Source organism: Bradyrhizobium sp. Kon37 (genome assembly GCF_055807535.1).
Genome location: NZ_JBVVOY010000002.1, coordinates 556,861 through 580,684, shown reverse-complemented (window position 1 = coordinate 580,684; position 23,824 = coordinate 556,861). Strand labels below are relative to the sequence as shown.

Here is a 23,824-nt window from a genome sequence, read left to right as displayed (position 1 = left end):
AAGCGGCTTGAGGAAACAATCATGAGCGCGATCATCCGCAAGATCGTCACCGTCGTCGAAGAGACGCAGATGGAGATGGGCCGCCAGGTCTCGCCGCCGACACGGCGTGCGGCGGCAATCGCCGTGATCGAGAACCCGTTTGCTGGAAAATATGTCGAGGATCTCTCGCCGCTGATCGCGATCGGCGAGGAGCTTGGCGAGCTGCTCTCGAAGCGCGCGGTGGCGGCGCTTGGCATCGACGGGTCCAAGGCGCAGAGCTATGGCAAGGCCGCGGCCGTCGGCGAGAACGGCGAGCTGGAGCATGCCGCCGCCATCCTTCACCCGAAAATGGGCGCGCCGGTCCGTAAAGTGCTGAGCAAGGGCGCTGCGTTGATCCCGTCGTCGAAGAAGCGCAGTGGACCCGGCACGACGCTGGACATTCCGCTGGGCCACAAGGATGCAGCCTTCGTGCGCAGTCATTTCGACGGCATGGAAGTGCAGATCAACGACGCGCCGCGCGCCAACGAGATCATGGTCGCGGTCGCCGTTACCGACAGCGGCCGTCCGCTGCCGCGCGTCGGCGGGCTGACCGTTGCGGAGATCAAGGGCGAAGACGGACTGCGTTAATCTTTTCAGAAAAGTGGAGGTTGGGATGCGAGCAAAGAACTATTTCGCCGGCGCGGCGTTCGCGCTGTTGGCAAGCGGCATGGCTCATTCGGCCCTGGCGGAAGACATCAAGATCGGTGAGATCAACAGTTATTCGTTGCTGCCGGCGTTCACGGAGCCCTATCGCAAGGGCTGGCAGCTCGCGGTTGAAGAGATCAATGCGGCCGGCGGCATCAACGGCAAGAAGCTGGTCGTCGTCTCCAAGGACGACGGCGGCAAGCCGGCGGATGCGCAGACCGCGGCCAACGAGCTGGTGTCGAGCGAAGGCGTGGCGATGCTGACGGGTACGTTCCTGTCGAACATCGGACTTGCGGTCAGCGACTTCGCCAACCAGAAGAAGGTGTTCTTCCTGGCGGCCGAGCCTCTGACAGACGCCATCACCTGGTCGAAGGGCAACAAGTACACGTTCCGACTGCGTCCTTCCAACTACATGCAGGCGGCGATGCTGGTGGAAGCTGCCAGCAAGCTGCCGGCAAAGCGTTGGGCGACGATCGCGCCGAACTATGAATACGGCCAGTCCGCGGTCGCCGTATTCAAGAAGCTGATGTCGGAGAAGCGGCCGGACATCCAGTGGGTCGATGAGCAGTGGCCGCCGCAAGGCAAGATCGACGCCGGCCCGGTGGTGCAGGCGGTTGCCGCGGCCAATCCTGAAGCGATCCTCAACGTCACCTTCGGCGCGGATCTCGTCAAGCTCGTGCGTGAAGGCAACACCCGCGGTCTGTTCAAGGGACGCGAGGTCGTCTCGTTCCTCACCGGCGAGCCCGAATATCTCGACCCGCTCAAGGAGGAGACGCCCGAGGGCTGGATCGTCACGGGCTATCCCTGGTACTCGATCAAGACGCCCGAGCACGACGCGTTCCTGAAGGCCTATCAGGCCAAGTACAACGACTATCCGCGCCTCGGCTCGATCGTCGGCTACCAGACCATCAAGTCGGCGGCGGCGATCCTGGCGAAGGCCAATTCGACCGATCCGGAGAAGCTGATCAGCGCGGCGGAAGGACTGTCGATGCCATCGCCGCTGGGTGAGATCACCTTCCGCAAGATCGATCACCAGTCGACGCTCGGTGCCTATGTCGGCAAGACCGCGCTGAAGGACGGCAAGGGCGTGATGGTGGACTCGTCCTACAAGAAGGGCGCGGACTATCTGCCAAGTGATGCCGAAGTCGAGAAGCTGCGTCCGAAGGATTGATCTCCGCCGCCGTAGGGTGGGTTGGCCGCAGGCGTAACCCACCACGGTCTGTACCCGCAAAACCACAAGAGGTGGGTTACGCTGCGCTAACCCACCCTACGAAGCTCTCTCTCCCCGCAAGCGGGGAGAGGTGATGCAACACTAACCCGGACCGCCGATGGCCTTTTACGTCGTACAGTTTCTGACCGGTCTCGCCAGTGCAGCGTCGCTGTTCCTGGTGGCGTCGGGCCTGTCGATCATCTTTGGCGTGACGCGGATCGTGAATTTCGCGCACGGCGCCTTCTACATGATCGGTGCCTATATCGCCTTCACGCTCACCGAGCGCCTATCGGGGACGTTCGGCTTCTGGGGCGGGATCGTCATCGCAGCGCTTGCCGTGGCGGTGATCGGCGTCATTGTCGAGATGGTGCTGCTCCGGCGCATCTATCACGCGCCCGAGCTGTTCCAGCTGCTTGCGACCTTCGGCCTGACCTTGATGGTCGAAGACCTCGTCGTCCTGATCTGGGGCCCGGACGATCTCGTCGGGCGCCGTGCACCCGGCTTCAAGGGGGCGATCGACTTTTTCGGCCAGAACATCCCGAGCTATGATTTGTTCCTGATCGTGCTCAGTCCGGTCGTGCTTGGCATCCTCTGGCTCTTGTTCCAGCGCACGCGCTGGGGCGTGCTGGTGCGCGCAGCGACGCAGGACCGCGACATGGTCGCGGCGCTCGGCGTCAACCAGAAATGGCTGTTTACATCCGTGTTTGCGGTCGGCGTTTTCCTCGCCGCTCTGGGCGGGGCGCTCCAGATCCCACGCGATGCCGTGCATCATGCGATGGATTTGCGTATCATCGTCGAGGTCTTCGTCGTCGTCGTGATCGGAGGCCTCGGCAGCATCATCGGCGCTTTCGTCGCGGCGGTGCTGGTGTCCGAACTCAACGCCTTCGGCATCCTGATCTTTCCAAAAATCTCCATCATCCTAGTCTTCCTGGTGATGGCGGCGGTGCTGATCGTGCGGCCCTGGGGCCTGTTCGGCAGGCCCGAGGCGCCGGCGCGCAAGACGCCGGGTCTCACGGTCAGTCCCTGGCGACCGCTGACGTCGAATGAGCGGCTGGCTGCGCTTGCAGCGCTCGTCATCGCGGCGACGCTGCCGCTGTTCGCCGGCAACTATGCGCTGACGGTCGGCTCGGAGATCGCGATCTCCGTGATCTTCGCCGTCAGCCTGCACTTCCTGATGTCGGTCGGCGGGCTCGCGTCCTTTGGCCACGCCGCCTATTTCGGCCTCGGCGCTTACGGCGTCGCTTTCCTCGCCAAGATGGCGGGACTGCCGATGATCGTCTGCCTGTTGCTCGGGCCGCTGCTCGGCTGCATGGGGGCCGCCGTGTTCGGCTTCTTCGCGGTGCAGCTCTCCGGTGTGTATTTCGCGATGCTGACGCTCGCCTTCGCGCAGATCGTCTGGTCGATCGCGTTCCAGTGGGTGAGCGTGACCGGCGGCGACAACGGCATCCTGGGCGTCTGGCCGGCGAGCTGGGCGGCGAGCCCATCGCATTTCTATTGGCTGTCGCTCGGCGTTGCGGCGCTCGTGACGATCGCGCTGCGGGCCATGGTGTTCTCGCCGTTCGGTTATGCGCTGAGGGCGACGCGCGACTCGCTGCTGCGCAGCGAAGCGGTCGGAATCAACGCCAAGCGCATCCAGTGGACGGCCTTCGTGATCGCGGGCACGACCGCCGGCATCGGCGGCGCGCTGTTCGCCTACCTCAAGGGCAGCGTCTTCCCGGACAATCTCGGCATCTCGCTCTCGGTCGATGCGCTCGTCATGGTGCTGCTCGGCGGCGTCGAGACAGTGTCGGGCGCGGTGATCGGCGCCATCGTCTACAAGGCGTTGAACATCTGGCTGGTCAGCCAGACCGACTTGTCAAAGCTCGTGCTCGGCGGCTTCATCGTTCTCATCGTCGTGGTCTTCCCCAAGGGCATCGTCGGCATGCTGGAGATGCTGGCGCAGCGCCGCAGGAAGACGTCGCCCCCGGGGTCACCCTTGCTTGTCAAGCCGATCGAGTCCGCCGAATGAGCGTCGCCCCCCCACTTCTCGCGGTCGAAAGCCTGACCAAATCCTATGGCGGCGTCCACGCCGTGCGCGGCGTCTCGTTCTCGCTGCGATCAGGCGAAATCCTGGCGCTGATCGGACCGAACGGCGCGGGCAAGAGCACCTGTTTCGACATGCTCAACGGCCAGAACAGGCCTGATAGCGGCCACGTCCGCCTGCTCGGCGAGGACACAACCGGCAGGAAGCCGCGCGAAATCTGGCGGATGGGCGTGGGCCGCACCTTCCAGATCACCGCGACCTTCGCGACCATGACGGTGCGCGAGAATGTGCAGGTCGCGCTGATCTCGCACGGCAAGCAATTGTACAATCTTTGGGGCTCGGCGCCGAACTTCGACCGCGGCGAAGCCGGGCGACTGCTCGAGCTGGTCGGTATGGGCGGTTACGCGGATCGCCCCTGTGGCGAGCTTGCCTATGGCGATCTCAAGCGGCTCGAGCTCGCCGTCGCGCTCGCCAATCAGCCAAAGCTGCTGCTGATGGACGAGCCGACCGCCGGCATGGCGCCCCGCGAGCGCGTCGATTTGATGCGGCTGACCGCGCAGATCGCCCGGGAAAAATCGATCGGCGTTCTCTTCACCGAGCACGACATGGACGTGGTGTTCGAGCACGCCGATCGCATCATCGTGCTCAACCGCGGCACGCTGATCGCCGAGGGCTCGCCCGCCGAGGTCCGCGGCAATCCGCAGGTGCAGGCGGTCTACCTCGGCGAGGGCCTGCTTTACGAGGCCGGGCATCGCGAGGGAGCATCGGCATGAAGCTCACGGTCGAGGGGCTCAATAGTCATTACGGCCCGGCCCATATCCTGTTCGACATCGGCTTCGAGGTCGGTGAGGGGGAAGTCGTGGCGTTGCTCGGCCGCAATGGCGCCGGCAAGTCGACGACGTTCCGCTCGATCGTCGGGCTCGTCGCGCAGCGCTCGGGGCGGATCATGTTCGAAGGCAAGGACGTCTCGGCACGTCCCACACATGAGATCGTGCGGGATGGGCTTGGCTACGTGCCGGAGGAGCGGCGTATCTTCACCGATCTGACGGTGGAAGAGAATCTCGAAGTCGGCCGTCAGCCGAAGCGCCCGAACGCCCCGCACTGGACCCGCGACAAGCTGTTTTCGCTGTTTCCTAACCTCGGCGAGATGAAAAATCGCCCGGGCGGCCGCATGAGCGGCGGCGAGCAGCAGATGCTCACCATCGCACGCACACTGATGGGCAATCCGTCGCTGGTGTTGCTGGACGAGCCCTCGGAAGGCCTGTCGCCGAAGATCGTGGAGCAGATGGTCGATGCCATCCTGACCATGAAGAAGGAGGGCGTCAGCATCGTCGTCTCCGAGCAGAATCTGCATTTTGCGCGGCTGATTTCCGATCGCGCCTATATCATCGAGCGCGGCCGCATCTGTTTCGGCGGCACCATGGCCGAGCTCGACGCGCGTCCGGATATCCGCGACGCGCATTTATCGTTGTAGGGGGCGGGGAGCGGATGGCGAGAAGCGTCGCGGCGAAGAAAAGCGTCAAACCGGCAAAGCCGCCTTACGTGCTCGACGAGCAGGTTGGTTTCATCCTTCGCCAGGTCTGGCAGCGCCACAGCGCGATCTTCTCTCGCGAGATCGGCACCAATATCACGCCGACGCAATGGGCGGCGCTGTCGAAGCTCGCCGAGGCCGGGCCATGCTCGCAGAACCAGCTCGGTCGGCTGACGGCGATGGATGTGGCGACCATCAAGGGCGTGATCGATCGCTTGACGGCGCGCGGCCTGACCGAGACCAGCCAAGATCCCGAGGACGGACGGCGGCTTCTGGTCAGCCTGACGCGCGCGGGGCAGCAGCTGGCGGAAAAGGTCGCGCCGAATGCGCTCGCGATCACCCGGGAGACGCTGGCGCCGCTCGAGGCAAAGGAGCGCGAGATGCTGATGGCGCTGTTGAACAAGCTGCGGTGAGGCGCGACTAACCTCGGTAAAGGTCTTGTCGAGGTTTTTCGGTATGAGAGCGGCGACCCGGTTTGCGACGGTTCTGAGTATGAGTGTGATGCTGGCGGGCCAGTGTGCTCCCGCCCTGGCGGCGCAAGCCTATGAGGGGTTCTGGGCGTCGACCAAAAAGGATTGCCGCGACCAGGACAGCGCCAACCGCATGAGCATCGAGGGTGGCAACCGGCTCTATTGGTACGAGACCAGGTGCCGTGCGAGCGAGATCACCGCCGATGGAAAGCTCAGCTGGAAAATGAAGCTCGCCTGCGAAGGCGAGGGCGAGAAGTATCGCTCCAATCCCCGGGTTTCCATTGCCGCGGATGGCAAGCTGGTGATGGACAATAGCCCGGTCGGGCAAGGCAAGCGCCAGACCTACGTGCGTTGTGAAATCGTTAAGCGCCGTTGATTGGGTGATCAGCTTTTCCCGAGGGACCGCGCCGAGCGGCGAACCGCTCCGGCTGCGTCACTTCGCGACCACCTCCGGCACCCTGCCGGCCGGCGGGGTGTTGCGGCTGCGCTGGGTGCGCACGATACCGTCGATGATAGTCATGCCGATGCCGGGGAGGTCGCCGAGCTGGACGCTGTCCAGGATGTTCTTGCCGGCCGAGTGCTGCGCCTTGTCCATGATGACGAAATCGGCGGAACGGCCGACTTCGATCAGGCCGCAATCCAATTCGCGCATCCGCGCCGTGTTGCCGGTGGCCAGGCAAAACGCGACCTCGGCCGGCAGGTCGCCAAGCGAGGACAGCATCGACACCATGCGGAGAATGCCGAGCGGCTGCACGCCGGAGCCGGCCGGCGCGTCGGTGCCGAGGATGACGCGGTGCAGATCGCCCATCTCGCGCGCGATGCGCAACGTGAACAGCGCCGAGCGCTCATTGCCATTGTGCACCAGCTCGAGGCCGCGCTTGCAGCCCTCGCAGATGCAGCGGATCTGGTCGTCGGGAAGCGCGGTGTGGCCGCCATTGATGTGGCCAACCACGTCGGTGTCGGCCTCCAGCACCACGTCCTTGTCGATCAATCCGGAGCCGGGGATCGAGGGCCCGCCGGTGTGGATCGTGCTCTGGATGCCGTATTTGCGAGCCCAGCCAACCATTTTTCGCGCGGTCGGGCCGTCCTTGACGCCGCCCAGGCCGACTTCGCCGAGCAGCTTGACGCCGGCTGCGGCCAGCTCCTTGAAGTCCTCCTCGACCATCTCGCATTCGATCACGGGCGCGCCAGCATGAACCTTCACGCCGCCAGGCCGCAGATTCCAGAATGCGCGCTGTGCGAAGATGGCCATCGCCTTCAGCCCGACGACGTCGCGCGGGCGGCCGGGCATGTGCACCTCGCCGGCGGAAATCATTGTGGTGACGCCGCCATGCAAATTGCTGTCGATCCAGCCGATCTGGTTCTGGCGCGGAGTCCAGTCGCCCGCAACAGGGTGGACATGGCTGTCGATCAGGCCGGGCGCCACCGTGGTGCCGTTGGCCTCGACGATGGTGGTCGCGCCTTCGGTGTTGAGGTCCTTGAGGTGGCCGATCGCGGTGATCTTGCCGTTCTCGGCGACGATGGTGTCGCCGTCGAGGATCGGCTTTTCCAGCGCGCCGGACAGGATCAGGCCGATATTGCGGATCACGAGCTTCGAGGGTCCGGTGGCCTGGGGTGCGTCATGCGCCATGGAATGGGTCCTTATCCTTAACTGCAACGCTTCCGATCTTGGGCAGCCTTGACCGCAGGATCAAGCCGGATTATTCATTAGTATACAAATGATCGTGTACAAACGACGCATAGCTGCCGCCTTGAAAACCGCCACGACGCGCCACGGAAGGGTGAGATGAGCAATTTCAATCAGGAAGCCGTTTTGAGCGTCCACCACTGGACCGACACGCTGTTCTCCTTCAAGACCACCCGCAGCCCGACCTTCCGCTTCCGCAACGGCGAATTCACCATGATCGGGCTCAAGGTCGGCGAGAAGCCGCTGCTGCGGGCCTATAGCGTCGCCAGCGCCAATTACGAGGACACGCTGGAGTTCTTCTCGATCAAGGTGCCGGACGGCCCGCTGACCTCACGGCTCCAGCATCTGAAGGAAGGCGACGAGATCATCGTCAGCCGCAAGGCCACCGGCACGCTGGTGATCGACAATCTGGAGGACGGCCGCAACCTCTACCTCATCGGCACCGGTACGGGCCTTGCGCCGTTCCTGAGCGTGATCAAGGACCCCGAGACCTACGAGCGGTTCGAGAAGGTCGTGCTGCTGCACGGTTGCCGGCACGTGAAGGAGCTCGCCTATGGCGAGATGATCACCGAGACGCTGCCCAAGGACGAGCTGATCGGCGAGTACATCCGCAACCAGTTGATCTACTATCCGACCGTGACGCGCGATCCCTTCCGCAATCGCGGCCGCATCACCGACCTCATCACCTCGGGCAAGCTGTTTTCCGATATCGGCCTGCCGGCCCTGGAAGCCGCCCACGACCGCGTCATGATCTGCGGCAGCCCGGCGCTGGTGGCGGATACCCGCGTGCTCCTCGGCGAGCGGGGTCTTGTCGAGGGCAATCACGGCGAGCCGGCTCAATTCGTGGTCGAAAAGGCCTTCGCCGAGCGCTAGGCCGGGAACTCCCGCGCAAGAAGACCGTATTTTCGCCGCCGGGCGCCCGTTGCGGCGCCGATTCGGCACGCGATACACTGTGGGAACGAATCAGCGGAGTTCCCACATGGTTGCGGACAGCGACAGCAACATCGCCTGGCACCGGGTTCAGTTGAAGAAGAACCGCGCCGAGTTGAAGGCGCTTGAGACCGCGCGCTTCACCATGGGCGAGATCGCGTCTTCGAAGCGGAACGGCCAGACCCAGAAGGCGGTCGGGGAACTCAAGCGCAAGATCGTGCAATCCGAGCGCGTGATCGCCGATCACGACAAGCGCACGCGCCGTCCGCTCACCACCGACCTGCGAAGCCTCAGCAACGGCAGCTGGAGCAATTGGGACGCCTACACCAACCAGCAGCAGCGCAAGATCGGCCCGCGTTCGCCCGGGCGGGGGTAGGCACTCAGCTCATCGCGCCGCTTCCGGCCCTTGCGGGCCGCCGTGTGCGCACCATCTGGTTGAGGCGCCACCAGCCACTCGGTGATCACATGGCACCGCGCCTCGATTTCACCAGCGAGGCCTTCTTTCGCGATCCGCCCAAGGCGATCGCAACGTTGCGCATGTCCGGTCCTGTGGTCGCGACGCGATTTCCTCTCGTCGGCGATGTCTGGATCACCACGACCCACGATGCCACGGCGCAGGTCCTGAAGGACGGCACCAATTTCACGTTGCGCAAGGAGGATGGCGACGTCGCAGGTCTGCGCTGATGGATGCCGAACTACGTCAGAACCATCGCCAACAACATGCTGACGATGGACGAGCCGGACCATACAAGGCTGCGCAGCATCGTGGACGAGGCCTTCCGGCGCCGCGCGATCGTCGCGATGGAGCCGCGTATCCGCGCCATCGCGGACGGTCTCGCCGACGAGCTGTTCCTGGCAGGAAGCCCGGCCGATCTCGTCCAGCGCTATGCCGGCATCCTGCCGCTCGCGGTGATCTCCGAGCTGCTTGGGTTGCCGTTGGCCGATCGCCCTCGCTTCATCGCCTGGGCCAATACGATGTCCTCGCTCACGAACGTCGCCAGCTTCTTCCGCCTGCTGTTCGCGTTCCGAAAGATGCGAGCCTACCTCGAACGGCAGTTGCAGATTGCGCGCGTGCGGGGCGGCGACGGCTTGATCTCGGAGCTGGTCCAGGTCGAGCGCGAGGGCGGCCAGATCACGCCGGACGAAATGGTGTCGATGGTGTTCCTGCTGCTCGCGGCGGGCTCCGAGACCACCACGCATCTCATCAGCGGTTCCGTCTACGAGCTCCTCAGAAATCCTGGCGTCCGCGACTGGCTGGCACAGGACTGGAGCCGCGTCGGGCTTGCGGTGGAGGAATTCCTGCGCTTCGTGTCGCCGGTGCAGTTCTCCAAGCCGCGCTATGTGAGGCGGGATATCGAGCTCGCGGGCGTGCGTCTCAAGAAGGGCGATCGCGTCATGGTGATGCTCGCCGCGGCGAACATGGACCCGGCGGCGCATGATCGTCCCGACAGCCTCGATCTCGCGCGCAAGCCGAACCGTCACATGTCCTTCGGAACGGGAATCCATTTCTGCCTCGGTCATCAACTTGCCCGGATCGAGGCAGCGTGTGCCCTGGAAGCGCTGTTTGTACGATGGCCGAAACTTGGCTTTGCTGTGGACGTGTCTCAGATCCGCTGGCGCAAGCGACCGGGCATGCGTGCGATTGCGAACCTCCCCGTTGCGCCCGACGGCCACGGAGCAGCTGGATCGATGATGGTTCGTTCCCAGCCAGCGGCCTGCTGAGACTTACACGCTTGCGGAATTTCTCTGGACTCGTCGGTAGGAACGGCATGCCGTTGCTCTAGTTGTTTTTGCGACATCGAAAGCCGGATGAGTTCCTCCGGTCGATGTCGTGTCAACAACAGGAGACAGCATCATGACCGGCAAGATGCCACCTGTTCCCGCCGAGAACCAAAGCCCGAAGGGAACCGGCGACAGCAAGCAAGTGTCCTCGACTGCCCCGCACGGCCAGCAGCGTGCGCAAAATCCAGACCAGCAAGGGCAGCAGGGCAACATCAAGCAGAACACCACCAACCAAGGCTATCAGCAAGATCGCTGAGGAGGTGACATGTCGACATCCAGCAAGACACCGAACAGCATCCGTCAGGGCGGACCTAGCGTATCGCATGAGAATGCGAAGGCACCGCTCGAAGTGAAGACGCCACCGGCGGACGACCCGCAGCGCGACCACAGCCGCGTGTCTGGCGGGGGTGGCGAGCACGATTCACATCAGAGGCATGACGAGGCCGGAAAAGGCGGAGGCAGGTGAGGCATGACCAATAAGCAACCCAAACTCTACGCACCGACCGAAAAGGATCTGCACGACAACCCCATGATCGGCGGATCGAAGGGCGCAACGATGGCCGGTGTCACCCCTGACGACCTCGAGGACGCCTTGGGCGAGAACACGATCGAAGGCGACGTCGAGAACGACGTGAACGCCACTGGTGGCATCGACAAGGACGTCGCACGCAGTGGCGCGCACCGAAGAGGCCGATAGCTCCGGAGGACGAGCATGCAAGGCAAGAAGACCCACGAGCAACAGGTGCGCATCCTCGAGCGCAAGCCGGATGTTCCAGACGCGCGAGAGCTCGACCAGGCGATCGGCCACAATCCGGAGGACACGGCCGTTCATCGCGCGCGACCTGAGGCGCGGCAGAGTGAATTTCCGGTGAGCCGAGGCGGCCTCAACCAGGAAAGCGACCACAACAAGCACAATGATTCCGGCCAAAGCGGACACAAGCCCCCGAAACCGACGCCGGCACAGCAGAAGCACTGAGCTTCACGGGCGATCAAAGCAAGAGGAGAAAAAGATGCCAGGTGGTCATGGCAGCAAGACGCATTTCAGATCGGGCATGCACGGCAAGGGCGATGGCACCGGCGCCATGACGGACGTGCCCAAGGACAAGATCGGCGACAACATGGTCCTGTCCAACCGCGACAAGAAGCAGCATTCGGACATTCGCGGCATGGACGGCAAGTCGATCCAGACCGACCAATATCAGGACCACTCGGCCAACCGGCTCGACGAGGAGCCGGGCACCGACGAGACCTGAGAGAGGCGTTCCTCCCGACCAACTCGCGGACCGGTGTTCAGCCGGTCCGCTTTTTTGTCGATGCCAGGTCGCGTTCCCAGCCGAACACTGAGCGGCCGTCGAGATCGGGTGAGGCCGCACGCTCACCGGCGATGAACGCATCGACAGATGGTCCGTGCGCGGTGCGCTCCAGCCGCCGCGCCTGGTCGTCGAGGCGCTTGACGGCTTGCATCTCTTCCTCGCGTCCGAGCTTTGCGTTCTGAATCGCCCCTTTCAGCACGCGAATGGTTTCGTCATAGACCTTGATTGGAACAGGGTAGGGATGCCGGTCCTTGCCGCCGTGGGCGAGCGAGAAGCGGGCGGGATCGTTGAAGCGGTAGGGCGCGCCGTGCACCACTTCGGCGACCATCGCCAGCGAGCGGACGGTACGCGCGCCAACGCCGGGCGTCAGCAGCAGCTCCGGAAAGTCGACTGGGCCGCGCTCGGCCGCCGCGGCAAGTGTACCGTGCAGGCGCCGCGCGAACACATCTTTTGGCCGGACGTCGTGATGTGCCGGCATGATCAGGTGCGGCAGCATCGCCTGCGCGGGCTCGGGCGTAGTCCCGGTGAGCCGCTCGAATTCGGAAAGGATGCGATCCGGGCCGAGATCGCTCAGAAGCTCAAGCTGCGCGCTCCGCGAGAGACCGGCGCGATGGTCGGTGAGATTGACGATCTCGCCTTGCAGCGGCCCGTCGATCGCGCTGTGCGGGGTATCGACAAAACTCTTCAGCGCCTCGGAATGCCAGTGATAGCGGCGGGCCTGTCGCTTGTCGCCGTTCATGCCCTGCTGCACCACGGTCCATTTGGCATCGGCGGTGACGAAGAAGCCGTGGAGGTAAAGGTCAAAGCCGTCCTGGACCGCGGCGCTGTCGACCTTCGCGACGAGGCGACTCGCACGCGTGAGCTTTGCGCCGTCGAAGCCGACGCGGTCGCCGAGCTGCATCAGTTCGTCCGGGGTCTTGCGCGAGTGCTGGCCACGTCCGCCGCAGACGTAAATTCCGAGCTCATCCTGGAGCGGGCCTAACCCCCGCTTCAACGCGCCTATCACGGAGGTCGTGATGCCCGAGGAGTGCCAGTCCATCCCCATCACGGCCCCGAATGACTGGAACCAGAACGGGTGCGAGAGCCGCTGGAGGAATGCATCTCGTCCGTAGTGATGCACGATCGCTTGCGTGACGATCGCGCCCAGCGACGACATGCGGGTCGCCAGCCAGGGTGGAACCCGGCCGGTGTGAAGGGGGAGATCGGCGCTGCCGGTCCGTCGAGTCATGATTGACCAGAAATAGCGCAGTTCGGCGATGATTGCACCAGAGGGATGCTGCATTGCACTGAGCGGGGGAGCGAACCACGCTGCGACGCGTTGAACGGCAAGCGCGAATGCAAATGCGGGGACTTTAATGAACCGGCAGACCCTTTTGGCCGACATCGACAGGATGTTCGGGTGGATACCGTCGTGGTTCGTCGGCCTCTGTCTGGTCGCTGGCGCGATCCTGATTGCCCTGTCGATCTATCGCCTCTCGGTTTGGCTGTTCAACCGCGCCTTCGGAACCCGTCTCCCGCTCGTGAGCGTGTTCATCGAGCGCACGGCTGGCCCTGCTCAGTTGGCCCTCAGTCTTGCCGCCGTAGCCTTGGTGCTGCCGCTCGCGCCGCTGGACGATGCCTTCCGCACGCCGCTGACGCGCCTGTTCGTCGTCGCCTTCATCGCGCTGATCGGCTGGATCTCGATCCGGATCGTCGATATGAGCGCGGCACGGTATCTCCTGAACTTTCGCGACGTCACCGAGAATTTCGTCGCGCGCAAGCACGTCACCCAGGTCCGCGTCTTCAAGCGCGTCACCGATATCATCATTGTCATCATCACGGTGTCGACCGCGCTGATGACATTCGACTCGGTCAGGCAATATGGCGTCAGCCTGTTCGCCTCCGCCGGTGCCGCGGGTATCATCGTTGGTCTTGCCGCCCGGCCGCTGCTGAGCAATCTGATCGCGGGCATGCAGATCGCAATCACCCAGCCGATCCGCATCGAGGATGCCGTCATCATCGAGAACGAGTGGGGCTGGGTCGAGGACATCGCCTCGACCTATGTGGTGATCCGGCTGTGGGACTGGCGCCGCATGGTGGTGCCGCTGTCTTATTTTATCGAAAAGCCATTCCAGAACTGGACCCGCGACACCGCGTCCCTGATCGGCGTGATTGCGTTCCATGTCGATTATCGTGCCGACGTGCCGCGGATCCGGCGCTGGCTGGAAGAAGCAGTGAAGGAGTCCAAGCTCTGGGACGGCGAGGTGGTCAATCTCCAGGTGGTTGACGCGGATTCGCGCACCATCGAGCTCCGCGCCCTCGTCAGCGCCAGGAATGCGCCGCAGTCCTGGGACCTGCGCTGCGAGATGAGAGAGAAGCTCATCGCCTTCATCCGCGACGAGATGCCGGAAGCGCTGCCGCGCGAGCGCGCGATCCTGATCCCGTCGGGAGGAGGCGACGATGACGCCGATTTCGTGCCGCGTGCCGCGCCGCCGGAGAAGATGCGGGCGAGCGCACGCAATTGACCTACGTCGCCTTCGTGGCGCCGCGCAAGCCGGCCTGGCGCTGGATCGTGTCCAGCGCGCCGGTTCTCATGTGAAGCACCTCACTGCGCGCGGATGTCCGCAGCCTTCAGCACCGGCGCCCATTTGGTCGCCTCGGCATGCATATAGGCGTCGAATTCCCTCGACGAAGAACCGACCGGGGCCGCGCCGATCTTGCCGAGTGTCGACAGTACGTTCGGGTCCTGCAACGCCGCCTTCAGATCGCTTTCGAGCTTCGCCACGATCTCCGGCGGCATTTTTGCCGGGCCGAGAACGCCCCACCAGACGGAGACGTCGTAACCCGGCACGCCGGACTCGGCGACGGTCGGAACATTGGGCAGCGCCTTGGAGCGTTCGGCCGAGGTCACCGCGAGCGCGCGCACCGGGCCGCCTTCGATCTGGCTGATGGCTTCCGCAAGTGGATTGATGCTGAGCGGGATGTCGCCGGCGATCACAGCGGTCAGCGCGGGGGCGCCGCCCTTGTAGGGGATCGCCACAATCTTGGTGCCGGACATGTATTTCAACAGCTCACCGGCGAGATGCGCCGAGGTGCCGTTGCCGGACATGCCGTAGGAGAGCTTGTCCGGCTCCTTCTTCGCCGCAGCGAGGAGATCGCCGAGCGTCTTGTAAGGGCTGTCCTTGGCGACGACGATCGCCAGCGGCGAGGAGGCGACTTCGGTGATCGCGGTAAAATCCCTAAACGTATCGTAGGGCACGCTCGGATAGATGAACTGGTTGAGGGGATGACCGCTCGCAACCAGGATCAGCGTGTAGCCGTCGGGGGCGGCTTGCGTCAGTGCCTGCGAGGCGACGATGCCGCCGGCGCCGGGACGGTTGTCGATCACCGGCTGCTGGCCCCAGGTTTTCGCCAATGCCTGTCCGAGCGTGCGCGCGAGCACGTCGACCGCGCCGCCGGCAGCGTAGGGCACCAGGATGTGAACCGGCTTGCTCGGATAGCTGTCGGCCGCCTGCGCGGCGCCGCCTCCCAGCAGCAGACCGGCACCCAGCATCAAACCGCCGATCTTCTTGTTCAAACCCAGCATTTTCCAGCACTCCTTGCGAGCATTGCGTGTGGACCGTCGGTCTTTCGAGCCGTCCGGACGCCGCCCATGGTTCTTGTTGACGAGACCTGATCTTTTGTACGATAGTACAAATCACATGACGCGCAACCCCGCCAGCAAGGAAACAGCCCGCAAGCCGAACATGCGCGAGGCTATCCTCGCCGCGGCCGAGGAGCTGTTCGCCACCAATGGCTTCAACGCCGTGTCGGTGCGCGATATTGCACAGGCTGCGGGCGCCAATCCTGGTAGCGTCACCTATCATTTCAAGACCAAGGACGGCCTGCTGCTGGAGATCTACCGGCGCCATTGCGGGCCAATGAATTTGCGCCGTTCCGAGCTGCTCACGGCCGCCAAGCGCGTGCGTGATCTCCAGGACCGGCTCGAAGCGGTGGTGCGGGCCTATGTCGTGCCGGCCTTCACCTCGGGCAGTGATCTTGCCGGCGGCGGGGCGCGGTTCACACGGCTGCGCGCGGTGATGTCTGCGGAGGGCAATGAGGTCGCGCGGAAAATTATCGCGCAGACTTTTGACGACACCAGCCATGCCTTCATCGATGCTGTTCACGAAAGCCTGCCGCACGTTCCGCGCACTGATATCGTCTGGCGCAGCCACTTCCTGCTTGGCGCACTCTATTATTCGCTGGTGACGCCGGATCGCGTCTCGCGCCTGTCGCGCGGCGAGGCCGACGGTAGCGATGCCGCAAGCGCCATCGAGCAATTGGTGCAAGCCACCGTGGCCGCGTTCCAGGCGCCGGCACTCGATCAGGCCGCGCCGGCACGGCGACGACCGGTCGTCAGCAGCAAGACTTGAACAAGCGGTCTCGTTCGGCGGTTTTATCTGATGGCAATGATGTACACGCCGACCATCCCGCCGCCCGATCCAAACACGCGCACGCCGAAGTTCAAGCTGCCGAAGCTGGCTTGCGATTCGCATTGCCACATCTTCGGGCCCGGCGCGAAATACCCTTACGCGCCGGACCGTTCTTACACGCCGCCGGATGCGCCGCTCGCGGATTTCCGCACGCTACATGCCAAGCTCGGCGTCGGACGTGCCGTCATCGTCAATGCCAGTGTGCACGGCACCGATAATATGGTGGCGCTCGATGCCATCGCGCAGAGCAACGGCGCCTATCGCGCGGTTGCCAATATCGACGACACCATCACCGAGCCCGCGCTCCGCGTGCTGCACGAGGGCGGCTTCCGCGGTTGCCGCTTCAATTTCGTCCGCCATCTCGGCGGCGTTCCCGATAAGCGGGGGTTCGACCGTATCGTCGCGATGGTCGCGCCGCTCGGCTGGCACATCGACCTGCATTTCGACGCGATCGACCTGCCCGAATATGCCGACACGCTGACAAGGCTGCCGCTGAGCTACACGATCGACCATATGGGACGGGTGAAGGCGTCCGAAGGGCTCGATCAATTGCCGTTCAAGATCCTGATCGAGCTGATGCAGCGCGACGAGAAGTGCTGGGTCAAGATCTGCGGCTCAGAGCGGGTGTCCTCCAGCGGTCCGCCGTTCACCGACGCCGTGCCGTTCGCACGAAAGATCGTCGAGACCGCGCCCGACCGGGTCATCTGGGGCACAGATTGGCCGCACCCCAACGTCAAGGCGATGCCGAATGACGGCGATCTCGTCGACCTGATCCCGCTGTTCGCGCCGGAGCCGGAGTATCAGCAGAAGATCCTCGTCGATAATCCGGCGCGCCTGTTCGAGTTCGATCAATGACGGCGCTTGCGATCGACAAGCCACGCGGCCGCGCCTGGTGGAAGGAGCTCTGGATCCAGGTGCTCATCGCCATGGCGGCCGGCGTCGCGCTTGGGATCGTCAATCCCGAGGCGGGCGCCAGGATGCAGCCGCTTGGCGACGCCTTCATCAAGGCGATTCGGATGCTCATCGCGCCGATCATCTTCTGCACGGTCGTCCATGGCATCGCGCATATGGCCGACATGGCGCGGGTGGGGCGCGTCGCCGTCAAGGCAATCGTCTATTTCGAGATCATGACCACGATCGCGCTGATCATCGGCCTCATCGCGGTGAACGTGCTCAAGCCCGGCGTCGGCATGAACATCGATCCCGCCAGCATCAACGCCAGCGCGATCGAGCCCTATGTCAAGCAGACCGGCGTGATCGGCTTCGTGCCGTTCCTGATGAACATCGTGCCCGTGACGTTCGTCGGCGCCTTTGCCGAGGGCAACATCCTCCAGGTGCTCTTCATCGCCGTCCTGTGCGGGTTTGCGCTGGTGCAGCTCGGCGAGCGCGCCGCGCCGTTGGTCAATCTCATCGATATCGCCGCCAAGATGGTATTCACCGTCGTCGGATTCGTGATGTGGGCCGCGCCGATCGGCGCCTTCGGTGCCATCGCCTTCACGGTCGGCAAGTTCGGCGTGGGCTCGCTGGCCTCGCTCGGCAAGCTGCTCGGCGGCTTCTATCTCACCTGCGTGATCTTTATCATCGTGGCGCTCGGCCCGGTCGCGCGGCTGTGCGGCTTCTCGCTGCTCAAGCTGATCCGCTACATCTGGGAAGAGCTCCTCATCTGCATCGCCACGACATCGTCCGAGACGGTGCTGCCGCGCATGCTGACCAAGCTGGAGCAGGCCGGCTGCGAGCGCAGCGTCGTTGGGCTGGTGATCCCGACCGGCTATTCCTTCAATCTCGACGGCACCTGCCTCTACCTTGCCGCCGCCTCGGTGTTCCTGGCGCAGGCGACCAACACGCCGTTCGGGCTCGCCGAGCAGATCGAGCTGCTTTTGATCCTGCTCGTGACCTCCAAGGGCGCGGCGGGAATCGCGGGCGCCGCCTTCGTCGTGCTGGCGGCAACGCTGTCCGCCACTGGCAGCATTCCGGTGACGAGCGTGGCGCTCGTGCTCGGCATCCACCGCCTGATGTCGCAGGGACTGACGCCGACCAATCTGATCGGGAACGCTGTCGCGACGATCGCGATTGCCAAATGGGAAGGCGCGCTTGATGCCGACCGCCTGAAGCGCGTGCTCGACGGCGAGGACTCCGCTGTCGCGACTCGATGAACCGATGACGTTGACGAACGAAAGAGGGGAATTTGTCCCATGAAAACAGGTCTCGTGATCACGGCCCATCCGGGCGATTTCGTCTGGCGCGCCGGCGGCGCCATCGCGCTTCATGCGAAGAAGGGCTATCGCATGAAGATTGTCTGCTTGTCCTTCGGCGAACGTGGCGAGAGCCAGTTCGCCTGGAAGGAAAAGGGTCCGACGCTGGAGTCAGTCAAGGCCGGCCGCAAGGATGAGGCGGAGCGCGCGGCCAAGCTGCTCGGCGCCGAGATCGAGTTCTTCGATTGCGGCGACTATCCGCTGAAACTGACGGAAGCGCATTTCGACCGCATGGTCGACATCTACCGCGAGCTCAATCCGAGCTTCGTGCTGACGCATGCGCTGGAGGATCCCTATAATTTCGACCATCCGAACGCGGCGCATTTCGCGCAGGAAACCCGCGTGGTCGCGCAGGCCATGGGCCACAAGCCCGGTGCGCAGTACAAATACTCCGCACCCCCGGTCTTCCTGTTCGAGCCACACCAGCCCGAGCAGTGCAATTACAAGCCGGACTTGCTGCTCAAGATCGACGAGGTCTGGAAGGAGAAGTATGAGGCATTCCAGATCCTCGCCGCGCAGAAGCATCTGTGGGGCTATTACGAGCGCGTCGCGCTCAATCGCGGCATTCAGGGCAGCCGCAACACCGGCGTGCCCATGACGTATGGCGAGGCCTATCAGCGCCTGTTTCCGACGGTTGCGGAGGAGCTGGCATGAAGCCGGTCGTCGTTCGCAACATTGAGCGTGCCGATCCCGCCGCCATGGCGGAGTACGGCGTCTCGACCGTGCACGAGGCCTATGGCCGCATCGGCCTGATGAAGCCGTATCTGCGGCCGGTCTGGGCTGGCGCCGCGATTGCCGGTCCCGCCGTCACCGTGCTGGCGCAGCCGGGCGACAACTGGATGATCCATGTCGCGGTCGAGCAGTGCAGAAAGGGCGACATCCTCGTCGTCGGCTGTACCGCCGACAACACCGACGGCATGTTCGGCGAGCTGCTCGCGACCTCGCTGCAGGCGCGTGGCGTGCAGGGGCTGATCATAGATGCCGGCTGCCGCGACGTCAGGGCGCTGCACGAGATGAAGTTTCCGGTCTGGTCGCGCGCGGTTTCGGCCAAGGGCACGGTCAAGGCCACGCTCGGCTCGGTTAACGTCCCCGTGGTCTGCGCCGGCGTCAATGTCGATCCCGGCGACATCATCGTGGCCGATGACGACGGCGTCGTGGTGGTGCCGAAGCGCTACGCCGCCGAGGTCGCCGAGAAGGCGAAGAAGCGCAACGCGGACGAAGGCGGCAAGCGCAAGCGGCTGGCTTCGGGCGAGCTGGGCCTCGACATGTACGGCATGCGTGAGGCCTTGGCGAAAGCCGGGCTCGTCTATGTCGACAATCCCGAGGATGTGTGAAGAGAAGCGGAGCGGGCCGATGGATCGTCTCAAGCTGAAGACCGTGCTCGGCAGTCACCCCCATGTCCAGGCGGTGAAGAGCGGCGAGCTCCGTTCCGACCTCTTCGATCTCGATTTCATCGCGTACACGCCGACCAACACGGCGTTCAAGCCGATGGTGCGCGAGCAGGCCTTCGACGTCTGCGAGATGGCGATCGTGACCTATCTGATGGCGAAGGCGCATGGCAAGCCGCTCGTGCTGCTGCCTGCCGCCATGCTCGGCCGTTTCCAGCATTCCTACGCGCTCTATAATCCTGCGCGTGGAACGCTTGGGCCGTCCGATCTGGAAGGCAAGCGCGTCGGCATCCGCTCCTTCACGACCACCACCGGAGCCTGGATCAGGGGCATCCTCGCCAACGACCACGGCGTCAATCTCGACAAGATCCGCTGGGTCACGTTCGAAGATCCGCATGTCGCCGAATATGTCGACACCACCGAGCGCGCGCCGAAGGACAAGAAGATCCTCCAGATGCTGCTCGACGGCGAGCTCGACGCCGTCCTCGGCGAGGCCTCCAATGATCCCAAGCTGAAGACGCTATTCCCCGATCCGGCCGCGGAAGCCGCCAAATGGTACGCGCGTCGCGGTGTCGTGCCGGTCAACCATCTCGTGGTCGTGACCGAGCAGCTGGCGAAATCGCGTCCTGACGTGGTCGCGGGCGTCTATGATCTGCTCAAGCGGAACAAGACCCGGATGGGGCCTGCGGCGACGCCCGATCTCGTTCCGTTCGGAATCGAGGCGAACAGGAAGCCGCTGGAGCTGATCGTCGACTACGCCTTCCAGCAGGCGCTGATCCCGCGCCGTTATGCGGTCGAGGAGCTGTTCGACGAGACAATGCGAGGACTGAACTAATGGCGGGCGATCCCAAGCGATGGCAGATCGGATTGGTCGGTTACGGCGAGGTCGGCAGGATCCTGGCCGAGGATTTGCGCCAGCAGGACATCAAGGTTTCAGCCTTTGACATCAAACTCGGCGGCGAGCAGGGCGCACCGCTGGTGGAGCATGCGGCGAAATTCGGTGTGGCGCTGGCAGCGTCTCACGCCGAGCTCACCGCCAAATCCGATTTCATCATCTCCGCGGTCACGGCGAGCCAGGACGTGCCGGTGGCAAAGGCCTGCGCGGCCGCAATCAATCAGGGCACCTGGTTCCTGGATTTCAATTCGGCGTCTCCCGGCGCCAAGCAGCGCGCCGCCGCGCTGATCGATGGCGCCGCCGGACGCTATGTCGAGGGCGCGGTGATGACGTCGGTGCCGCCTTATCGCATCAAGGTGCCGCTGCTGCTCGGCGGTCCCGGCGCCAGGGAGCTGGAGCCGCTCTTGAACGCGATCGGTTTTGCGGCAAAGGTTGCGAGCGACAAGCTCGGTGTTTCATCGGCGGTGAAGATGTGTCGCAGTATCATGATCAAGGGCCTGGAGGCCATGGTCATCGAAAGCTTCACCACCGCGCGCGCCTATGGCGTCGAGGATGCGGTATTGGCTTCGCTGGCGGAAACCTTTCCCACGATCGATTGGGAGAAGCAGGGCGCTTATTGCTTCCAGCGCGTGATCGAGCATGGCCGCCGCCGCGCCGAGGAAGTCCGCGAGGTCGCCGAGACCGTGCGTGAAGCGGGGCTGACGCCGTGGTCCGCGCAGGGCACCGCCGAGCGGCAGGCCTGGGTGGCGGACCTTGCCGATGAGGGTCTGTTCGGAATGAAAGGTACCGAGGAGTTCGCCCGAAGCGCTGATTGGCGCACCGAGGCGGACCGAATCCTGGCGAAGATCAATCGCGAGAAATAGGGTGGCTCCTGCTCAGGACTTTGCCGTGCGAGAGCCTGTGAGCTCGTCGCGGGCGCGTTCGATCAACTCCATCAAGTCTTCGGCCTTGCGGGCTAGCCGATCGTTCGCGACTTCGGTCCGGAATTCAGCGCGGATCGACCGAATACACTTGTCGGCGGTATCGAGCGTCAGGAGCATGCGCGTCAGGTCATCCTGTGTCCGGACGCCCGCCAGATCGAGGTCCGACAGGACGTGCCCGATGCCGTCGAGCCGCTTCACGGCGGCCTCGCCGGGCGTTCTTGCTCGAATGGAGTGAGTGTCGATGCCGCTGAATGCGCTGAACATGTCGATGCTTCCCCGTTGAATGCAGACATCAGTGCCGGTCCTACTATGACCGGCACCGCGGGACTTGCAATGCGCGCAGCTATCGAGAATCAGCAAGAATCTACTATCCGGGAATCTACCGGATTTGGAATTGCGGAACGATGAGCGGTAACATCGAACGGAAGCTGCTCGGAAATAAGCCGCCCTTCAATGCAGATATGCATCGAGAGCGGATCAGCCAGGACTGAACAGAGTGGGCCGTTGACGCGCAAAAGTCTGCCGGCCGCTCTTGAAGCCCATCACGATATCCGGCAGCTCGGCGATGGCGAAGCGGCTGTCTTGCGTGTCGAGCACGACGAGATCGGCTGGATTCCCAACCTCGATGCCGTAATCCAGAAGGTTCATCAGCCGCGCCGGCAGCTCGGTCACGAGATCAAGGCAGGTATCGAAGTCGTTGACCGAGGCATGCGCGACGTTGGCGTAGAAATTCGCCATTCGCAGCAGTGAGGCATCACCGAACGGCGTGAAGGGATTGAGCACGTTGTTGGTCGCGATCGAGCACACCACGCCTTCGCCGGCGAGCTTGTGGGCGAGCGTCAGCCCGCGCGGCGCGTTGTGGGTCGCCTCGCGCCCCATCAGATAGAGATCGGTTGCCGGCAGCACGGTGACGGCAACGCCGGCCTTCACCAGCTGCGCGGTGGCGGCCTTCAGCCGCTCCGGTGGCAGTGCGGAGAGTTTCGTCGCATGGCCGATTGCCACGCGCCCCCCGTAGTTGCGCCGCTCGGTCTGCCGGCAGACCTCGTCGAGGTGCCACCAGGACGGATCGAGATCGAAATCGAGATGGAGATCGACGTCCACGTCGAACGCCTCGGCGAGGTCGAAGATGCGTGTGAGATGGGCGTTCGGGTCCGTGTCCGTATAGGGACAGCCGCCGATCACCTCGCCGCCGTCGCGCAGCGCCTGGATCAGCAGCTCCCCGCTGCCGGGATCGTTGGTGAGGCCTTCCTGCGGAAAGACACAGAGCGACAGGTCGATCGCCCAGGCAAAGTCACGCTTCAGCGCCTTCACCGCCTCGAAGCCGCGCAAGCCGATGCGCGGATCGATCTCGACGTGGGTTCGCATGCGCGTGGTGCCGTGGACGATGGCACGTTCGAGCACCCGGGCGCCGCGCGCGTAGACGTCCTCGACCGAGAAATCCTTCTTCATCCCGGAGACGGCGCGGATCGCTTCCGAGACGCTGCCGTGATCATGCCCGCAGCGGCCGAGCAGGCAGGCCTTGTCGAGATGGATGTGGCTGTCGACGAAGCCGGGCAGGGCGAGACGCCCGCCGACATCGACTTCGACGGCCTCGCAGGCGAGCGTGGGTTCGATGGCGGTGATCCGGCCACGCGTGACGCCGATATCCATCGGGTCGGCGGCACCACGCAGCAAGGCGTTGCGAAAGATGAGGTCAAAGGCGGGTTGCGCGGTCATGGCTCTTGCGGAAGGAATTTAGTGCATTCGGCCGCGTTTGGCGGCTCCAGATTGTCGGCAGTGTAGCGATGGAAACGTTCAAAATATATGCACGTATTCTCCGACAGCGGCGTTAGTATTCCGCAAGCCCGGGAGAATGAGCCATGTCCGCTGCCGCAAAAGCCGAAGCCGGTCCGTCGTCCGACGCCGAGATCGTTGAAGCCTATCTCACGGCGTCGATGATCCCCGATCCGGACGCCGCGGCGGCCTATATGGCGCCGGGCACGGTGATCACCTTTACCGGCGGGCGCGAGTTCGATCATCCGCGGGGCCCGACCGGGTTCAACGCCAAGCGCTACCGCTGGGTCAAGAAGAAGATGGATCGGTTCGACGTCTGCCCCGGCGACGGCGAGACCGTGGTCTATAGCGTCGGCACGCTCTACGGCGAATGGATGGATGGGACCGCGTTCGAGGGCAACCGCTACGTCGACCGCTTCCTGGTCCGGAATGGCCAGATCACCAAGATGGACGTCTGGAACGACAGCGCCGAGCGGATCCTGGTCCAGCGCGGCATCGACGCGTAACAGCCATCCTGGCGCTTGAGGCGCCTC

At 64.1% G+C, this 23,824-nt stretch carries 28 protein-coding genes and 1 pseudogene; 24 read left to right on the top strand and 5 right to left on the bottom strand.

The genetic code is table 11. The features are described 5' to 3' along the window. The first annotated feature begins 21 nt into the window (after window positions 1–21). From AC0L3J_RS07090 to AC0L3J_RS07060, 7 genes are all read left to right on the top strand, one after another. Window positions 22–606 carry an amino acid synthesis family protein gene (locus AC0L3J_RS07090; RefSeq protein ID WP_456764838.1) on the top strand — a complete coding sequence of 195 codons (585 nt, stop codon included), beginning with the start codon at window positions 22–24 and terminating at the stop codon, window positions 604–606. A gap of 25 nt (window positions 607–631) precedes the next feature. After that, window positions 632–1,834 carry an ABC transporter substrate-binding protein gene (locus AC0L3J_RS07085; protein WP_456764837.1) on the top strand — a complete coding sequence of 401 codons (1,203 nt, stop codon included), beginning with the start codon at window positions 632–634 and terminating at the stop codon, window positions 1,832–1,834. A gap of 157 nt (window positions 1,835–1,991) precedes the next feature. Further along, on the top strand, window positions 1,992–3,881 hold the full coding sequence (locus AC0L3J_RS07080) for an ABC transporter permease (protein ID WP_473346587.1): 1,890 nt from the start codon (window positions 1,992–1,994) through the stop codon (window positions 3,879–3,881). Next, entirely contained in the window at window positions 3,878–4,669 is a 792-nt protein-coding gene (locus tag AC0L3J_RS07075) for an ABC transporter ATP-binding protein (RefSeq protein ID WP_473346586.1), read from the top strand. The genes AC0L3J_RS07080 and AC0L3J_RS07075 overlap by 4 nt, the downstream gene beginning before the upstream one ends. After that, complete coding sequence (locus AC0L3J_RS07070) at window positions 4,666–5,370, top strand: ABC transporter ATP-binding protein (protein ID WP_027517314.1); 705 nt, start codon at window positions 4,666–4,668, stop codon at window positions 5,368–5,370. The genes AC0L3J_RS07075 and AC0L3J_RS07070 overlap by 4 nt, the downstream gene beginning before the upstream one ends. A gap of 14 nt (window positions 5,371–5,384) precedes the next feature. Further along, window positions 5,385–5,840 carry a MarR family winged helix-turn-helix transcriptional regulator gene (locus AC0L3J_RS07065; protein WP_007592445.1) on the top strand — a complete coding sequence of 152 codons (456 nt, stop codon included), beginning with the start codon at window positions 5,385–5,387 and terminating at the stop codon, window positions 5,838–5,840. A gap of 43 nt (window positions 5,841–5,883) precedes the next feature. After that, window positions 5,884–6,273, top strand: coding sequence for a hypothetical protein (locus tag AC0L3J_RS07060; RefSeq protein ID WP_473346585.1), 390 nt, complete (start codon window positions 5,884–5,886; stop codon window positions 6,271–6,273). A 57-nt stretch (window positions 6,274–6,330) separates the two neighbouring features. Here the strand turns inward: AC0L3J_RS07060 and AC0L3J_RS07055 are convergent, their stop codons facing one another. Next, a complete protein-coding gene (locus tag AC0L3J_RS07055) occupies window positions 6,331–7,527 on the bottom strand; it encodes an amidohydrolase family protein (RefSeq protein WP_473346584.1) in 1,197 nt (398 codons plus the stop codon). A gap of 156 nt (window positions 7,528–7,683) precedes the next feature. Here AC0L3J_RS07055 and AC0L3J_RS07050 point away from each other — a divergent pair, with 156 nt between their 5' ends. The 8 genes and pseudogenes from AC0L3J_RS07050 to AC0L3J_RS07015 all read left to right on the top strand — a co-directional run bounded on the left by AC0L3J_RS07050 (window position 7,684) and on the right by AC0L3J_RS07015 (window position 11,549). Further along, complete coding sequence (locus tag AC0L3J_RS07050) at window positions 7,684–8,457, top strand: ferredoxin--NADP reductase (RefSeq protein ID WP_106943076.1); 774 nt, start codon at window positions 7,684–7,686, stop codon at window positions 8,455–8,457. Window positions 8,458–8,563: 106 nt separating this feature from the next. Next, window positions 8,564–8,890: a hypothetical protein gene (locus tag AC0L3J_RS07045; RefSeq protein ID WP_027517320.1), complete on the top strand. Its 327-nt coding sequence runs from the start codon at window positions 8,564–8,566 to the stop codon at window positions 8,888–8,890. Between the two features lie 89 nt (window positions 8,891–8,979). Next, window positions 8,980–10,236: pseudogene (locus tag AC0L3J_RS07040) on the top strand (cytochrome P450). Window positions 10,237–10,369: 133 nt separating this feature from the next. After that, window positions 10,370–10,552 carry a hypothetical protein gene (locus AC0L3J_RS07035; RefSeq protein ID WP_007592434.1) on the top strand — a complete coding sequence of 61 codons (183 nt, stop codon included), beginning with the start codon at window positions 10,370–10,372 and terminating at the stop codon, window positions 10,550–10,552. A 9-nt stretch (window positions 10,553–10,561) separates the two neighbouring features. Then, window positions 10,562–10,762, top strand: coding sequence for a hypothetical protein (locus tag AC0L3J_RS07030; protein ID WP_473346583.1), 201 nt, complete (start codon window positions 10,562–10,564; stop codon window positions 10,760–10,762). 3 nt (window positions 10,763–10,765) lie between these two features. Continuing rightward, on the top strand, window positions 10,766–10,993 hold the full coding sequence (locus tag AC0L3J_RS07025; protein ID WP_473346582.1) for a hypothetical protein: 228 nt from the start codon (window positions 10,766–10,768) through the stop codon (window positions 10,991–10,993). Between the two features lie 15 nt (window positions 10,994–11,008). Beyond that, a complete protein-coding gene (locus AC0L3J_RS07020; RefSeq protein ID WP_473346581.1) occupies window positions 11,009–11,272 on the top strand; it encodes a hypothetical protein in 264 nt (87 codons plus the stop codon). Window positions 11,273–11,306: 34 nt separating this feature from the next. Next, window positions 11,307–11,549 (top strand): hypothetical protein, encoded by a 243-nt coding sequence (locus AC0L3J_RS07015; protein WP_027517324.1) that lies wholly within the window; start codon window positions 11,307–11,309, stop codon window positions 11,547–11,549. Between the two features lie 37 nt (window positions 11,550–11,586). On the opposite strand, the gene AC0L3J_RS07010 is transcribed toward AC0L3J_RS07015, so the two are convergent. Continuing rightward, the gene (locus AC0L3J_RS07010) at window positions 11,587–12,837 is read right to left on the bottom strand and encodes a DUF763 domain-containing protein (RefSeq protein WP_473346580.1); all 1,251 of its coding nucleotides are present in this window, start codon (window positions 12,835–12,837) and stop codon (window positions 11,587–11,589) included. Window positions 12,838–12,964: 127 nt separating this feature from the next. Here AC0L3J_RS07010 and AC0L3J_RS07005 point away from each other — a divergent pair, with 127 nt between their 5' ends. Beyond that, on the top strand, window positions 12,965–14,113 hold the full coding sequence (locus AC0L3J_RS07005) for a mechanosensitive ion channel family protein (RefSeq protein WP_473346579.1): 1,149 nt from the start codon (window positions 12,965–12,967) through the stop codon (window positions 14,111–14,113). An 80-nt stretch (window positions 14,114–14,193) separates the two neighbouring features. On the opposite strand, the gene AC0L3J_RS07000 is transcribed toward AC0L3J_RS07005, so the two are convergent. After that, entirely contained in the window at window positions 14,194–15,174 is a 981-nt protein-coding gene (locus tag AC0L3J_RS07000) for a tripartite tricarboxylate transporter substrate binding protein (RefSeq protein ID WP_473346578.1), read from the bottom strand. Window positions 15,175–15,289: 115 nt separating this feature from the next. Here AC0L3J_RS07000 and AC0L3J_RS06995 point away from each other — a divergent pair, with 115 nt between their 5' ends. From AC0L3J_RS06995 to AC0L3J_RS06965, 7 genes are read left to right on the top strand one after another with little or no spacing between them, the layout of a single operon-like run. Next, window positions 15,290–16,000, top strand: coding sequence for a TetR/AcrR family transcriptional regulator (locus AC0L3J_RS06995; protein WP_473346577.1), 711 nt, complete (start codon window positions 15,290–15,292; stop codon window positions 15,998–16,000). A gap of 30 nt (window positions 16,001–16,030) precedes the next feature. Next, entirely contained in the window at window positions 16,031–16,915 is an 885-nt protein-coding gene (locus AC0L3J_RS06990) for an amidohydrolase family protein (RefSeq protein ID WP_473346576.1), read from the top strand. Beyond that, the gene (gene dctA, locus AC0L3J_RS06985) at window positions 16,912–18,213 is read left to right on the top strand and encodes a C4-dicarboxylate transporter DctA (RefSeq protein WP_473346575.1); all 1,302 of its coding nucleotides are present in this window, start codon (window positions 16,912–16,914) and stop codon (window positions 18,211–18,213) included. The genes AC0L3J_RS06990 and dctA overlap by 4 nt, the downstream gene beginning before the upstream one ends. A gap of 39 nt (window positions 18,214–18,252) precedes the next feature. Further along, window positions 18,253–18,966, top strand: coding sequence for a PIG-L deacetylase family protein (locus AC0L3J_RS06980; protein ID WP_473346574.1), 714 nt, complete (start codon window positions 18,253–18,255; stop codon window positions 18,964–18,966). Continuing rightward, window positions 18,963–19,646, top strand: a complete 684-nt coding sequence (locus AC0L3J_RS06975) for a 4-carboxy-4-hydroxy-2-oxoadipate aldolase/oxaloacetate decarboxylase (RefSeq protein ID WP_473346573.1) — start codon at window positions 18,963–18,965, stop codon at window positions 19,644–19,646. The genes AC0L3J_RS06980 and AC0L3J_RS06975 overlap by 4 nt, the downstream gene beginning before the upstream one ends. A gap of 19 nt (window positions 19,647–19,665) precedes the next feature. Next, window positions 19,666–20,535: a substrate-binding domain-containing protein gene (locus AC0L3J_RS06970; RefSeq protein WP_473346572.1), complete on the top strand. Its 870-nt coding sequence runs from the start codon at window positions 19,666–19,668 to the stop codon at window positions 20,533–20,535. Next, a complete protein-coding gene (locus AC0L3J_RS06965) occupies window positions 20,535–21,458 on the top strand; it encodes a DUF1932 domain-containing protein (RefSeq protein WP_473346571.1) in 924 nt (307 codons plus the stop codon). Before AC0L3J_RS06970 ends, AC0L3J_RS06965 begins: the two co-directional genes overlap by 1 nt. 12 nt (window positions 21,459–21,470) lie before the next feature. On the opposite strand, the gene AC0L3J_RS06960 is transcribed toward AC0L3J_RS06965, so the two are convergent. Beyond that, window positions 21,471–21,782, bottom strand: a complete 312-nt coding sequence (locus AC0L3J_RS06960) for a hypothetical protein (protein ID WP_473346570.1) — start codon at window positions 21,780–21,782, stop codon at window positions 21,471–21,473. Window positions 21,783–21,995: 213 nt separating this feature from the next. After that, entirely contained in the window at window positions 21,996–23,234 is a 1,239-nt protein-coding gene (locus tag AC0L3J_RS06955; protein WP_473346569.1) for an amidohydrolase family protein, read from the bottom strand. A 143-nt stretch (window positions 23,235–23,377) separates the two neighbouring features. On the opposite strand from AC0L3J_RS06955, the gene AC0L3J_RS06950 reads away from it, so the two are divergent. Then, on the top strand, window positions 23,378–23,797 hold the full coding sequence (locus tag AC0L3J_RS06950; protein WP_473346568.1) for a nuclear transport factor 2 family protein: 420 nt from the start codon (window positions 23,378–23,380) through the stop codon (window positions 23,795–23,797). Window positions 23,798–23,824 lie beyond the last annotated feature (27 nt).